The following is a 13,952-nucleotide window of genomic DNA, read 5'->3' as shown; positions in this document are numbered from 1 at the left end:
AATTTGAATAATGCAGGCTTAATCGCGGCCCGGCATGGTCCGGGCGCTATAACGAATGATTAACGAGGAGTCGCAATGCTGCCTTACCCGCAGATCGACCCGGTGGCCCTGGCCATCGGTCCGCTGAAAATCCACTGGTACGGGTTGATGTACCTGATCGGCATCGGCGGTGCCTGGTTCCTGGCTTCCCGCCGCCTGAACCGGTTCGACCCGACCTGGACCAAGGAGAAGCTCTCCGACCTGATTTTCTGGCTGTCGATGGGGGTGATTGTCGGCGGACGCCTGGGTTATGTGCTGTTCTATGACCTCTCCGCGTACATCGCTAACCCGACGCTGATCTTCGAGGTGTGGAAGGGCGGCATGGCGTTTCACGGCGGCTTTATCGGCGTGATGATCGCCGCCTGGTGGTTCGGCCGTCGCAACGGCAAATCGTTCTTCCAGTTGATGGACTTCGTTGCGCCGATGGTACCGATCGGCTTGGGCGCCGGGCGTATCGGCAACTTTATCAACGCCGAACTGTGGGGCAAGCCGACCGACGTGCCGTGGGCCATGGTGTTCCCGCCGTTCAGCGACCCGGCGCAACTGCCGCGCCACCCGTCGCAGCTTTATCAGTTCGCGTTGGAAGGTGTGGCGCTGTTCCTTATCCTGTACATCTTCTCGCGCAAACCGCGCCCGACCATGGCGGTTTCCGGCATGTTCGCGCTGTTCTACGGGATCTTCCGCTTCGTCGTCGAGTTCGTGCGCGTGCCGGATGCACAGTTGGGCTACTTGGCGTTCGGTTGGGTGACCATGGGTCAGATCCTCAGCCTGCCGATGATCCTCGGTGGCCTGGGCTTGCTGTGGTGGGCGTACAATCGCCCGCAACCTTTGAAGAACACCGCGCTTTAAATTCGAATGCCGAGGCGGTTGCGCAGCCTCGGCTTCAACGATACGGGTAAAAAAATGAAGCAATATCTCGAGCTACTGAACGACGTCGTGACCAATGGATTGACCAAGGGCGATCGCACCGGCACCGGCACCAAGGCCGTGTTTGCCCGTCAGTATCGGCATAACTTGGCCGACGGCTTCCCGCTGCTGACCACCAAGAAGCTTCACTTCAAAAGCATCGCCAACGAGCTGATCTGGATGTTGAGCGGCAACACCAACATCAAGTGGCTCAACGAAAACGGCGTAAAGATCTGGGACGAATGGGCCACCGAAGACGGTGACCTGGGCCCGGTGTACGGCGAACAATGGACCGCCTGGCCGACCAAGGACGGCGGCACGATCAACCAGATCGACTACATGGTCCACACGCTGAAGACCAACCCCAACAGCCGCCGCATCCTGTTCCACGGCTGGAACGTCGAGTACCTGCCTGACGAAACCCAGAGCCCGCAGGAAAACGCGCGCAACGGCAAGCAAGCGCTACCGCCTTGCCACCTGCTGTACCAGGCGTTTGTGCACGACGGTCACCTGTCGATGCAGTTGTATATCCGCAGCTCCGACGTGTTCCTCGGCCTGCCGTACAACACCGCCGCGCTGGCCTTGCTCACCCATATGCTGGCCCAGCAGTGCGACCTGATTCCTCACGAGATCATCGTCACCACCGGCGACACCCATGCCTACAGCAACCATATGGAACAGATCCGCACCCAGCTGGCGCGCACGCCGAAGAAGCTGCCGGAGCTGGTGATCAAGCGCAAACCGGCGTCGATCTACGACTACAAGTTCGAAGACTTCGAAATCGTCGGTTACGACGCCGACCCAAGCATCAAGGCCGACGTGGCGATCTGATCAATGCCCATGGCTGCGCCCTACATGTGAGGGCTCAGCCTCGCTGGCTGCCACACTCCCGCTGACTTCCAGCCGCTGCAAAATCCCACACTCCGGTCCGCCACCACAACGTTGGCGCAGGTCCAGCAATTGCTCCTGCAGCGCCAACAGCCCATCGATCCGCGCTTTCACATGGTGGATATGCTCGTCGATCAACGCATTCACGTTTTCGCACTGGTCCTGGGGGCTGTCGCGCAAGCCCAGCAGGCTGCGAATTTCTTCCAGGGTCATGTCCAGGCTGCGACAGTTACGGATAAACACCAGTCGCTCGGTGTGCGCCTGGGTGTACACGCGGTAGTTGGCGTCGGTGCGCGCCGGGGGCGGCAGCAGGCCTTCCTTCTCGTAGTAACGGATGGTTTCCACCGGGCAGTCGGTCAGTTTGGCCAGTTCGCCGATCTTCATCGCAGCAATCTCCAAATGGGTGCTTGACCCTATAGTGGCTACAGGGTCTTTACTTGGCAACAGGCACCTTTACGGACGCGACAGAATGAGCGATTCCATCCACACCCCGTATAAACACGAGCATGATCACGACCACGATCATGGCCCGAAAAAACTCACGCCTGTGCATGACCACGGCCACGGCGGTTCCTGCTGTTCCGGAGCGCCGGCCCCGGCGTTGGTGCAACTGAGCGAGGCGCCTACCGCCGGCTCGCGGTTGAGCACGTTTCGCATCGAAGCCATGGACTGCCCCACCGAGCAGACGCTGATCCAGAACAAACTGGGCAAGCTGGCCGGTGTGCAGCAGCTGGAATTCAATTTGATCAACCGTATCCTCGGCGTCACTCACGACTTGCCGAGCACTGCGCCGATCATCGACGCCATCAAAGCCCTGGGGATGCAGGCTGATCCCATCGAAGAAGGCACCCCAGCCGCTGAGCCGCCGGCCAAGAAACACTGGTGGCCACTGGCGTTGTCCGGCGTGGGAGCATTGGGGGCCGAAGTGCTGCACTTCAGCGGCGTCGCGCCCACCTGGGTGATCGCGCTGGTGGCGCTGGTGTCGATCCTCAGCGGCGGCCTTACCACGTATAAAAAGGGCTGGATTGCCCTGAAAAACCTCAACCTGAACATCAATGCCTTGATGAGCATCGCCGTGACCGGTGCGATCCTGATCGGGCAATGGCCGGAAGCCGCCATGGTGATGTTCCTGTTCACCGTGGCCGAGTTGATCGAAGCCAAGTCTCTGGACCGTGCGCGTAATGCCATCAGCGGCTTGATGCAGATGACGCCGGAGCAGGCCACGGTACAGCAGGCCGATGGTTCATGGGCTGAACAGGAGGTCAAAAGCATTGAGTTGGGTGCAATCGTGCGGGTAAAGCCCGGCGAGCGCATCGGCCTGGACGGTGAAGTCACCGCCGGCCAATCCACCATCGACCAGGCACCGATCACCGGTGAAAGCCTGCCGATTGAGAAAACCGTGGGCGATAAAGTCTTCGCCGGCACCATCAACCAGGCCGGCTCCCTGGAATACAAAGTCACCGCCGCGGCCAACAACTCCACCCTGGCGCGCATCATTCACGCGGTGGAACAGGCCCAAGGCGCCCGCGCGCCGACCCAGCGCTTTGTCGACAGCTTCTCGAAAATCTATACCCCGGCGGTGTTTCTGTTTGCCCTCGGCGTGGCGCTGATTCCGCCGCTGTTCATGGCGGGCGCCTGGTTTGACTGGATCTACCGCGCCCTGGTGCTGTTGGTGGTGGCGTGCCCATGTGCGCTGGTGATTTCCACCCCGGTGACGATCGTCAGCGGCCTCGCGGCGGCGGCGCGCAAAGGCATCTTGATCAAGGGTGGCGTGTACCTGGAGGGTGGTTACAAGCTCGACTACCTGGCCCTCGACAAGACCGGCACCATCACTCACGGCAAGCCGGTGCAAACTGATTACCTGGCGCTGTTCCCCAATGTTGCAGGCAGCGCGCCAGCCTTGGCCGCCAGTCTGGCTGGACGTTCCGATCACCCGGTGTCGTTGGCGATTGCTAACGCGGCTGTGGATAAGAACCTGCCCACCCATGTTGTGGATAACTTCGAGGCCCTGGCCGGTCGAGGCGTGCGTGGCGACATCAACGGCGAAACCTACCACCTGGGCAATCACCGCTTGGTGGAAGACCTGGGCCTGTGCTCGCCGGAGCTTGAAGAAAAACTCTTCGCCCTGGAAAAACAGGGCAAATCGGTGGTGCTGTTGCTCGACAAGTCCGGTCCGCTGGCACTGTTCGCCGTGGCCGACACGGTCAAGGACAGCAGCCGCGAAGCCATCCAGCAACTGCACGCGCTGGGCATCAAGACCCTGATGCTCACCGGCGACAACACCCACACCGCCCAGGCGATTGCCGCCCAGGTGGGTATCGACCAAGCCCAGGGCGACCTGTTGCCGACCGACAAACTGCAAGCCATCGAAACCCTCTATGGCCAAGGCCATCGCGTGGGTATGGTCGGTGACGGCATCAATGACGCCCCGGCGTTGGCCCGTGCCGAGATCGGTTTTGCCATGGCCGCAGCGGGCACCGACACTGCCATCGAGACCGCCGACGTGGCGCTGATGGACGATGATTTGCGCAAGATTCCGGCATTCATTCGTCTGTCGCGGCAAACGTCGAGTATCCTCAAGCAGAACATCGCCCTGGCGTTGGTGATCAAGGCGATTTTCCTGGCGGTCACCTTCCTGGGCTTGGCCACCATGTGGATGGCGGTGTTCGCCGACATGGGCGTGAGCCTGCTGGTAGTGTTCAATGGCCTGCGCCTGTTGCGCAAATAGAGATGAGAGGGTGGTGTGCTGAGTGCCGAGCTGAAGGCTTTTTTCATGGTCGCCCGCCTGGGCAGCATCACCCAGGCGGCGAAAAAACTCGGCCTGAGCCAACCCACGGTCACCACCCAGATCCGTAACCTCGAAAGCCAGTACGGCGTCGAGTTGTTCTACCGCGGCGGTCGCCGCCTCACCGTCAGCGACGAGGGCGCGCGGCTGCTGCCGATGGTCAAGGCGCTGTTGCAGCAGGAAGCGGACATCGATTTTTTCCTGCGCAACAATGGCCAGGTCCAGGGCGCATTGAGGATTGCCGCCACGGCGCCTTACTACATCCTCGACCTGGTCAAAGCCTTTCGCGAACGCCTGCCGCAAGTGGAGGTGTCGGTGGAAATCGGCAACTCCCAGCAGGTGCTCGAAGCCTTGGACGATTATCGCGTCGATGTCGCCGCCTCCTCGCAACTGCTGGAAGACCCGCGCCTGATTCGTCGTGTGCTGGGCACCGACCCGCTGGTGCTGGCGGTGCATCGCAACCATCCCCTGGCCAAACTGGATCACGTGCCGCTGAGCGCTTTGGCCGGGCACACCTTGCTGATGCGTGAAGCGGGCTCAACCACGCGACGCCTCACCGAAGAACTCCTGCAAAGCGCCAACGTGAGCTACGGCCCGTTGCTGGAAATCGGCAGCCGCGAGTCGATCCGCGAGGCGGTGTTGCGCAACATCGGCATCAGCATCATTGCGCGTCAGGAAGTGCCCCATGATCCGCAACTGCGGGTGCTGACTTTCGAGAATGCGCCGCAGATTCCGGAGTATCTCTACTGCCTCAAGGAACGCAAAGGCGCACGGTTGCCGGCGGCGTTCCTGGGGTTGGCGCAGGAAATGTCGCCGCTTTAACCCAAATCCACCAATACCACTATCACTCCCTTTTGCCTTTCTGCCACATGAGGGACGCATTGCCCGCCTAGCATGGGCTTCATCAGTTCGATGAGGTGCCTTGCATGAACACAGCCCTGACCCAACCCGGCGCGCCGATGAAAGTGCGCGGTATCCAGAAACGCTTCGGCGCTTTTACTGCGCTGGACAACGTCTCCCTGGACGTCGCCGCCGGCGAGCTGGTGTGCCTGCTGGGCCCGTCCGGTTGCGGCAAGACCACTTTGCTGCGCTGCATCGCTGGCCTGGAGCGCCAGGACAGCGGCGAACTGTACTTGGGCAGCCGTGATGTTTCCCTGCTGCCGCCCCAGGCGCGGGACTACGGCATTCTGTTCCAGTCCTACGCGTTGTTCCCCAATCTGACTGTCGAAGCGAATATCGGCTACGGCCTTACTGGCAGCGGTCGCGATGAAGTGCGCAAGCGCGTCGGGCAGATGCTGGAATTGGTCGGCCTGGTCGGCAGTGAAAAGAAATACCCCGGCCAACTCTCCGGCGGCCAGCAACAACGTGTCGCCCTGGCCCGTGCTTTGGCGCCTGCACCTTCGTTGTTGTTGCTGGATGAACCGATGTCGGCCCTCGATGCCCGCGTCCGTGAGCATCTGTGCACCGAGCTGCGCCAACTGCAACGCCGCCTGGGCATCACCACGCTGATGGTCACCCACAACCAGGACGAAGCCATGCTGATGGCCGACCGCATCGCCGTGATGAACAACGGCAAGGTCGAGCAATACGCCACGCCCCAGGAAATCTACGACCGCCCGGCCACGCCGTTTGTGGCGGAGTTTGTCGGCCAGGGCAACTGGCTGCCGTTCAGCCGCAACAGTGCCAGCCACGCCCAGGTCGGTGGGATGAACATGCGCCTGGCCGACGATGCTGGCGTAGCCAAGTCCGGCCGCTTGTTCTGTCGCCCGGAGGCGATCAGCGTCAACCCGCCGGTGCATGAAGAAAACCTGTTCCCGGCCAAGGTCCGCGAGATCACTTTCCTCGGCAATCGCTGCCGCATGAGTTTCGAGCTGGAGCAATTGCCCGGCCATGCGCTGCTGGCCGAGTTGGCCCCGGAAGCGATGCCGCGCCTGGGCGCCCAGGACATCTGGGTGGCTTTGCCGCCGCGCAGCCTGCAGGTGTTTGCCTGAGATGGCCGCTGTCATGACGCTGCCACGACCGGTGTCCCGCGCCGAAACCGGTGACCGAATTTTCGTCGTCGGCGGCAAACTGCTGTGGCTGTTGCTGCTGGGCCTCGCCGTATTGATGCCGTTGCTGGCGATCTTCTGGCGCGGTTTCAGCAGTGAAGCCGGGCAGGGCGGTGGCCTGGTGGCTGCACAGGAACTGATCACCAGCGCCAACTTCCATTGGTTGCTGGGCAATAGCCTGAAAGTTTCCCTCAGCGTGGCGGCTATCGTCGTACCGCTGGCCTACCTGTTTGCCTACGCCCTGCAACGCACGTTGATCCCCGGCAAGGCGATCTGGCGCGGCATGTCGTTGCTGCCGTTGATGGCGCCGTCGATGTTGCCGGGCATTGCGCTGGTCTACCTGTTCGGTAACCAGGGCATGCTGCGCGGGTTGCTCTCGGACAATATCTACGGCTTCTGGGGCATTGTGCTGGGTGAGGTGATCTACACCTTCCCACATGCCTTGATGATTTTGCTGTCGGCGCTGTCCCTGGCGGATGCGCGCCTGTTCGATGCGGCCTCCAGCATGGGCGCCAGCCCGGCGCGGGCGTTTCGCAGCATTACCTGGCCGGCCACGCGCCAGGCGGTGTTCGCTGCGTTCTGCCTGGTGTTCACCCTGACCATCACCGATTTCGGCGTGCCCGTGGTGGTCGGAGGCGATTATCAGGTGCTGGCGCTGGAAGCCTACAAGGCAGTGGTCGGCCAGCAACAGTTCGGCCGCGGCGCGTTGATCGGCATGGTGTTGCTGCTGCCAGCGCTGTTCAGCTTTGGGGTGGATGCCTGGCTGCGCCGCCGTCATGGCGATTCCATGAGCGGCCGTGCCCAAGTGTTCCAACCGGCGCCATCGCGCATGAGGGACGGCTGCTACCTGGCCATCGTGCTGCTGATCTGCGCCGTGTTGCTGCTGGTGTTCGGCATGGCGGTGTACTCGTCGCTGGTGAAGTTCTGGCCGTACAACCTGTCGCTGTCGCTCAACCACTACCAGTTCGAAGACACGGCTGGCGGCGGCTGGCTGGCCTATCGCAACAGCCTGACCATGGCGCTGTGCACCGCATTGATCGGCAGTGTGATGATCTTCACCGGCGCCTACCTGATGGAAAAAACCAAGGGCCAGAAGGGGCTGAACCTGGCCCTGCGCATGCTCAGCTTTGTGCCGATGGCGGTACCGGGCTTAGTGCTGGGCTTGGGCTACGTGTTCTTTTTCAACCTCAACGGCAACCCGCTGCATGTGTTCTACGGGACCATGACGTTGCTGGTGGTGTGCACCATCGCTCACTATCTGACCACCGCGCAGATGACCGCCACCACGGCGCTGCGTCAACTGGACGCCGAGTTCGAAGCCGCTGCTTTGTCCCTCAAGGCGCCGCTGTACCGCCATTACCTGAAAGTCACGGTGCCGATTTGCCTGCCGGCATTGCTGGACATCGTGCGCTACCTGTTTGTGTCGGCGATGACCACTGTGTCCGCCGCGATCTTCCTCTACAGCCCCGACACCATCCTCGCCGCCGTCGCTGTGTTGAACATGGACGACGCCGGCAACGTGGGCGGCGCGGCGGCCATGTCGACCTTGATTCTGTTCACTTCGGCCGGCGTCTCGCTGCTGCTGGCGTGGGCCTCACGTGGCGCGTTGCGCCGCTCCCAAGCCTGGCGCCAGAGCGCACCCGGCCAATAAATATCCCTGAAGGAGGTGCTCCATGTTCAAGCCCCTGGCGCTGGTCGCTGCCGTACTGACTGCATTCAGCCTGAATGCCTTCGCCAAGACCGAGTTGACCGTGTACACGGCCCTCGAAGCCGAGCAGTTGAAGACCTACAAAAAGGCCTTTGAACAGGCCAACCCTGATATCGAAATCAAATGGGTGCGCGACTCCACCGGCATCATCACCGCCAAGCTGCTGGCCGAGAAAGACCGCCCGCAAGCCGACGCCGTCTGGGGCCTGGCCGCTTCCAGCCTGGCGATCCTCGACCAGCAGGGCATGCTGGACAACTACGCGCCGAAGGATCTGGACAAGATCGGCAAAAACTACCGCGACGCCGCCAACCCGCCAGCCTGGGTCGGCATGGACGTATGGGCCGCGACCATCTGCTTCAACACCGTCGAAGCCGAAAAGCAGGGCCTGACCAAACCGGTGAGCTGGCAGGACCTGACCAAGCCTGAGTACAAGGGCAAGATCGTCATGCCCAACCCGGCCTCGTCCGGCACCGGTTTCCTGGACGTCAGTGCCTGGCTGCAGACCTACGGCGAGAAGCAGGGCTGGCAGTACATGGATGACCTGCACCAGAACATCGGCCAGTACGTTCACTCCGGCTCCAAGCCATGCAAGCTGGCGGCTTCGGGTGAGTTCCCGATCGGCATTTCCTTCGAATACCCGGCCGTGCAGTTGAAACGCCAGGGCGCGCCGCTGGACATCATCCTGCCGAAAGAAGGCCTGGGCTGGGACATCGAAGCCACTGCCGTCATGAAAGGCACCCACAACGCCGACGCTGCGAAAAAGCTCGCTGATTTCTCCGCCAGCCCCGCTGCCATGGACCTGTACAAGGACAACTTCGCCGTCCTCGCCCAGCCTGGCATTGCCAAGCCGCAGACCGAATTGCCGGCCGACTATGAACAGCGCCTGATCAAGAACGACTTCGCCTGGGCCTCGAAAAACCGCGACAGCATCCTGACCGAATGGCGCAAACGCTATGACGGCAAGTCGGAAAAGGTAGCGGGTCAATAAGGTTTTCGTTAGGGCTGATGGCCTCTTCGCAGGCAAGCCAGCTCCCACATTTGAAGGTGTTCGCAATTCAAAATGTGGGAGCTGGCTTGCCTGCGAAGGCGGCTTCGAATACAGGACATCACTTCATGACACACCACAGCGATCTGCTGATCGTGGGCGCCGGCATCCTCGGCCTGTCCCACGCCTTCGCCGCCGCCAAGCGCGGCCTCAAGGTCAAGGTGTTCGAGCGCAGCGCCACGCCACTGGGCGCCTCGGTACGCAACTTCGGCCAAGCCTTGGTCACCGGCCAACCGCCGGGGCCGATGCTCGACCTCGCGCGGGAAAGCCGTGAAATCTGGGGCCATTGGGCGCAGGTCGCCGGGCTGCAACTCAAGCGTAACGGCGCGTACCTGTTCGCCCGCACCGAAGCGGAAGAACACTTGCTGGAAGCCTTCTGTGAGGGGCGTGCAAAAGAGCACGGCTACAACGTCGAATTGCTGCAAGGCGCGGCGATGAAGGACTTGTATGGCGGCCAGTTCCGTCATCACCGCGCTGCGCTGCACGGCAAGGACGACCAGCAACTGTATTCCCGTGAAGCGATCCCGGCGCTGATCAACTACCTGGCGCAAGAACTGAAGGTGGAGTTTTACTTCTCCACGTTGGTGCGCGACGTCGAGCCGGATCAGTTGCACAGCACGGCGGGAAGCTTCCGCGGTGAGCAAATCATCGTGTGCTCAGGTCACGACTATCAAACCCTGCTGGCCGAAGCGATGGCTGAACTCAACCCGAGCATCTGCCGCCTGCAAATGCTGCGCGCGCGGCCAGCGGTCAACCTGAACCTGCAACACGCGTTGCTCACCGGCTTGAGCTGCGTGCATTACGGCGCTTTCGCCGACTTACCGGAAGCGGCGCCGGTGCAGGCGCAGATCCTGCGTGATGCACCGCACCTGCACGAACACGGCATTCACCTGCTGATCAGCCCGACGCCCCATGGCGAACTGATCATCGGTGATTCCCATGACTACGGCAGCGACGCCTCGCCCTTCAATACCGAGCAAGTGGATGACTGGATGATCGAACTGGCGGAACAGACCCTGGGCTGCAAAATCCAGGTGGTCGAGCGTTGGCAGGGTGTGTATGGCTCGCGGGGGCCGGGACCGTTTTCATTCCTGCGTGCGGCGCCGGGAGTGAGCGCCGCGTTGATGCACACCGGCGTCGGCATGAGCGTGGGGCCGGCGATGGCCGAGCGCAATATCAGTACCTTGTGGGGAGCGGCGTGATGAACCCGGAACAGACCATCGCCGACGTCTTCGGCTTGTATGAACAGCACGGCACCGCGGATTACATCGGCGAGCCGGTGTCGCAGATCGAGCACATGTCCCAGGCTGCGCAGTTGGCCATGGCCGAAGGCTTTGATGACGAGGTGGTGTTGGCGGCGTTTTTCCACGACATCGGGCACATCTGCGGCCAAGGCGGGGAAAACATGGGCGGTTATGGCGTGGTCAGCCATGAACGGCTGGGCGCGGATTATCTGCGTCGTGCAGGGTTCAGTGAGCGCATGGCCAAGTTGGTGGAGTATCACGTGCAGGCCAAGCGCTACCTGACCTTCAGCCAGCCGGACTATTACGCGCGCCTGAGCGAAGCCAGCCGCCGCACCCTGGCGTATCAAGGTGGCGTGATGAGCGCCGAGGAGGCCCAGGCGTTTGAACAGGACCCGTTGTACACGGTGAGTTTGCGCATGCGCCATTGGGATGAGCAGGCTAAGGAGATGCACGTGCCGGTGCTTGACCTAGATGTGCTCAAGGCCAAGGCCCGGCAGATGTTGGCAGCTTAGGTTTCGTCCAGGCGTTGGGCCAGGGCTTCGACCTGCTCTTGGCGTTCGGCCTGGCTCAGCTTGGCGTGCGGATTAAGGGACGACCACTGCGGGTGGGCGCGAGCCTTGTGCAGGGCCTCCGGTAACTTGCCTTCGCGCCAGGTCTTGTCCTGGGGCGTGTCGACCTTGATGCTGTGCATCGCCGCATGACCGCGCAGGTTCAGGGCCTTGAGCAACTGGCGCTGACGCAGGGCGAGCAGGCGCAACACACTGTCGTCGACGGTCAGCTCGCGTTGGCCTTTGATTTTGCCCAGCAACCGGCTGCCATAGCTGCGCGCGGTTTGCAGTGCGCCACCGGCAATTGCACCGGCCAGGGCGGCGGCGCCCAGCGTTAATCCACCGACCAACAAATCCACGCCCGCACCGGCCGCCGCCCCTGCGGCGATCCCGCCGCCGACGCGCACGCCCAGTTGCTTGAGGGTTTCCGGGTTGAACAGGTCATCGCCCCAGCGCCCGTCGAGCAGGGGCAAGTCGCTGGCGGCGGCGTCCTGCGGTCGGAAGCCGAACAGCTTGAGCAGGGCTTCCACGCATTTCTGTTCACGTTGGCGCACGGCTTTGCGTAGGTCGCTGATGGCTTGTTGCTCATCTTCGGTAACCACACTGCGGCGACAGGCGGCGCAGTCGATCAGCAATTCTGCGATCAATCGAGCAGCACTTTGCTGGCGGGCCTGGCGCTGGGCCTCCTGATCAAGAATCAAGCGTTCCAACTGTGGCCGTGCGCTTTCCAGCAACAGCGCGAGGCTTTCATACAGCCGACGTTCACCGTCTTCCGGTGGCGCCACACTGTCGAATCGCACCAGCGCATGCAGGCCCAGGCGAGCCAGGGCTTCGCGCCAGTCCGGCTCGCGGTGGTCGCTGCTGCTGACGAAATTAAGCACCGGCAGCAACGGCTTGCCGCAACTGGCCAGCACTTGCAGTTCGTCGCGGTACTTGGCCAGCACCGGTTCGCGGGCGTCGATCACATACAGGCCGGCGTCGGAGGCCAGCAGTTGGCGCAGCACCTTGGCTTCCTGTTCGAAACGCTGGCGTGCTTCGCTGCCATCGAGGAAGCGCGCCAGGCGGGCTGGGCCGTCAAGGCGTTCACCGGGGCGATCCAGGCGCTCCAGATAATCGAGCAGAGCGATGGCATCTTCCAGGCCGGGTGTGTCGTACAACTCCAATAAAGCCTCACCATCCACCGACAAGCGCGCGCCTTCGACATGCCGGGTGGTGCTGGGGCGATGGGAGACTTCGCCGAAGCCCACGTCTCGGGTCAACGTGCGCAGCAATGAGGTCTTGCCGACATTGGTGTGGCCGACCACGGCGAGTTTCAGCGGCTTAGTCATGACCCGTCTCCAGCCAGTTCAACGGCGCGCAATCGGCGAACGGCAGCTCAAGTTGCTGCAACGCGGCGTGCCAGTCGCCCAGGCGTTCGGCGTCCAGCGCCTGGCCGGGCGGGGCTTGCAGCAACCAGACGCGGGTGGCGGTGGCGCTGCGCGCGAGTTCGCCGATCAGCGCGAGGCTCCCACGATCCGGCGACCGGCGTGGGTCGCAGGCGATGGCCAGGCGGGCGGGCGGGAAGCGCGTGAGTTGTTCCAGCAGCTTGTGGCGTGACTCGCGGCTGTCGAGGATGCCGGCGCTCTTCACGCTGGGGGGCAGCTTGGGTGGCCAGGGATGTTGGTCGTCCAGTTCGATGGCGACCAGCAGGGCGCCGTCGCTTTCCAACTCACTGACGCCGCCACTGATGGGGTGCAGTTGCTCGGGCGCGGCATCGTTGACCCCAAGGCGCTCGCTGCTCGGCATCAGACGCTCGCGCAATTGGCTGTAGCCGGGCAGGTTGAGGTCCAGGCGCAGGGCGGCGCGCCCGCGTTTCCAGCGCCACAGGCACAGTAAGGCGAGGATCAGGCGGGGCAGCAGGCCATAGACCAGCAGCACACCGACCAACCAGGCGGCCCAGGCTTGGCGGGCACTTTCGATATTCAGGGCAGAGTCGCCGCTGGCGCGGATCATCTCGACGGTTGGCACGTTGAAACCCAGCAACGCGGGCAGGGTGCCGAGGGCCTGTGTGACGGCGACAAAGGTGTCGGCACCGAGAATGGTGGTTTCCCACACAAAGCCGTAGCGGCGGGTAGCGAGTAGCGTCAGAAGAATCATCATGGCGCTGAGCAAGGCCAGCAACCACAGGCTGTTGACCAGCACGCCCACGGCCCAGCGATTGAGTTTTTGCCGTTGCAGCAACAGTAAAAGTGCTGGCGCCAACTGTGCAGCCTTGGCATCACGGGCGAGCTTTTCGCTGAGCCACAACCACAGTCGCCCCAGGCTGGCGCTGTGTTCGCCAGCAAACAGCAGGCCCAGGGCCCAACTGATCAACAGGATGAGATTCAACCCGAGCAAGCTGCCGAGCGCCCAGAACACGTTGACCGGCGTCAGGCCGTTGCCCAATGCGGCAGACGCCAGCCCAGCGCCGCTGATCACGGCGACTATCGCTAGCAGCACCAACGCCAGACGTGCACCTTGCAACCAGCGGGTGAGGGCATTCGTGAGCCCGTCGCGCTCGGCCAGGTGCAAGGCGCGTTGCTGGATGCGCGTTGGCAGGTTCCCACCGGCCGTGCGCGCAAGGCGGTTGGCTTCCAGGTCTTCCAGGGGGCCTGCGTGTTCTTCGCGCAGGCGCACGGTTTCTGTCAGCCAGAGTGTGTGCAGAGGAGTCACGCGCTGTCCTGTCGTGTTTGTGAGCCTGGAGCATAACCCCTGGCTCGGGG

At 62.6% G+C, this 13,952-nt stretch carries 12 protein-coding genes; 9 read left to right on the top strand and 3 right to left on the bottom strand.

The annotated features are described in order from the left end of the window. Positions 1 to 75 precede the first annotated feature (75 nt). Positions 76 to 888, top strand: coding sequence for a prolipoprotein diacylglyceryl transferase (gene lgt, locus ACP7BX_RS07715; protein ID WP_061434519.1), 813 nt, complete (start codon positions 76 to 78; stop codon positions 886 to 888). A 54-nt stretch (positions 889 to 942) separates the two neighbouring features. Further along, a complete protein-coding gene (locus ACP7BX_RS07710) occupies positions 943 to 1,776 on the top strand; it encodes a thymidylate synthase (RefSeq protein ID WP_025999960.1) in 834 nt (277 codons plus the stop codon). Here ACP7BX_RS07710 and cadR read toward each other — a convergent pair whose 3' ends face one another. Then, the gene (gene cadR / locus ACP7BX_RS07705) at positions 1,777 to 2,217 is read right to left on the bottom strand and encodes a Cd(II)/Pb(II)-responsive transcriptional regulator (protein ID WP_016979028.1); all 441 of its coding nucleotides are present in this window, start codon (positions 2,215 to 2,217) and stop codon (positions 1,777 to 1,779) included. It lies immediately after the preceding gene. 85 nt (positions 2,218 to 2,302) lie between these two features. Between cadR and ACP7BX_RS07700 the strand changes: the two genes are divergently transcribed. The 7 genes from ACP7BX_RS07700 to ACP7BX_RS07670 all read left to right on the top strand — a co-directional run bounded on the left by ACP7BX_RS07700 (position 2,303) and on the right by ACP7BX_RS07670 (position 11,175). Beyond that, complete coding sequence (locus tag ACP7BX_RS07700) at positions 2,303 to 4,561, top strand: heavy metal translocating P-type ATPase (RefSeq protein ID WP_426127234.1); 2,259 nt, start codon at positions 2,303 to 2,305, stop codon at positions 4,559 to 4,561. A gap of 15 nt (positions 4,562 to 4,576) precedes the next feature. Next, positions 4,577 to 5,440, top strand: a complete 864-nt coding sequence (locus tag ACP7BX_RS07695; protein ID WP_426127236.1) for a LysR family transcriptional regulator — start codon at positions 4,577 to 4,579, stop codon at positions 5,438 to 5,440. 104 nt (positions 5,441 to 5,544) lie between these two features. Then, on the top strand, positions 5,545 to 6,609 hold the full coding sequence (locus ACP7BX_RS07690) for a putative 2-aminoethylphosphonate ABC transporter ATP-binding protein (RefSeq protein ID WP_033897017.1): 1,065 nt from the start codon (positions 5,545 to 5,547) through the stop codon (positions 6,607 to 6,609). 1 nt (position 6,610) lies between these two features. Beyond that, positions 6,611 to 8,317 (top strand): putative 2-aminoethylphosphonate ABC transporter permease subunit, encoded by a 1,707-nt coding sequence (locus tag ACP7BX_RS07685; protein ID WP_426127238.1) that lies wholly within the window; start codon positions 6,611 to 6,613, stop codon positions 8,315 to 8,317. A 22-nt stretch (positions 8,318 to 8,339) separates the two neighbouring features. After that, the gene (locus ACP7BX_RS07680) at positions 8,340 to 9,362 is read left to right on the top strand and encodes a putative 2-aminoethylphosphonate ABC transporter substrate-binding protein (RefSeq protein WP_177052663.1); all 1,023 of its coding nucleotides are present in this window, start codon (positions 8,340 to 8,342) and stop codon (positions 9,360 to 9,362) included. A gap of 125 nt (positions 9,363 to 9,487) precedes the next feature. Next, complete coding sequence (locus tag ACP7BX_RS07675; RefSeq protein ID WP_426127240.1) at positions 9,488 to 10,621, top strand: TIGR03364 family FAD-dependent oxidoreductase; 1,134 nt, start codon at positions 9,488 to 9,490, stop codon at positions 10,619 to 10,621. Continuing rightward, positions 10,621 to 11,175 (top strand): phosphonate degradation HD-domain oxygenase, encoded by a 555-nt coding sequence (locus tag ACP7BX_RS07670; protein WP_426127242.1) that lies wholly within the window; start codon positions 10,621 to 10,623, stop codon positions 11,173 to 11,175. The genes ACP7BX_RS07675 and ACP7BX_RS07670 overlap by 1 nt, the downstream gene beginning before the upstream one ends. Here the strand turns inward: ACP7BX_RS07670 and ACP7BX_RS07665 are convergent. Then, complete coding sequence (locus tag ACP7BX_RS07665) at positions 11,172 to 12,539, bottom strand: DUF3482 domain-containing protein (RefSeq protein WP_426127244.1); 1,368 nt, start codon at positions 12,537 to 12,539, stop codon at positions 11,172 to 11,174. The genes ACP7BX_RS07670 and ACP7BX_RS07665 overlap by 4 nt on opposite strands. Further along, positions 12,532 to 13,902, bottom strand: a complete 1,371-nt coding sequence (locus ACP7BX_RS07660; RefSeq protein ID WP_426127246.1) for a DUF2868 domain-containing protein — start codon at positions 13,900 to 13,902, stop codon at positions 12,532 to 12,534. The genes ACP7BX_RS07665 and ACP7BX_RS07660 overlap by 8 nt, the downstream gene beginning before the upstream one ends. Positions 13,903 to 13,952 lie beyond the last annotated feature (50 nt).

The sequence above is a fragment of the Pseudomonas sp. DWP3-1-3b3 genome (genome assembly GCF_049896305.1).
Taxonomy (GTDB): Bacteria; Pseudomonadota; Gammaproteobacteria; order Pseudomonadales; family Pseudomonadaceae; genus Aquipseudomonas; species Aquipseudomonas azotoformans_A.
This window is presented reverse-complemented; position numbering and strand designations above follow the sequence as displayed.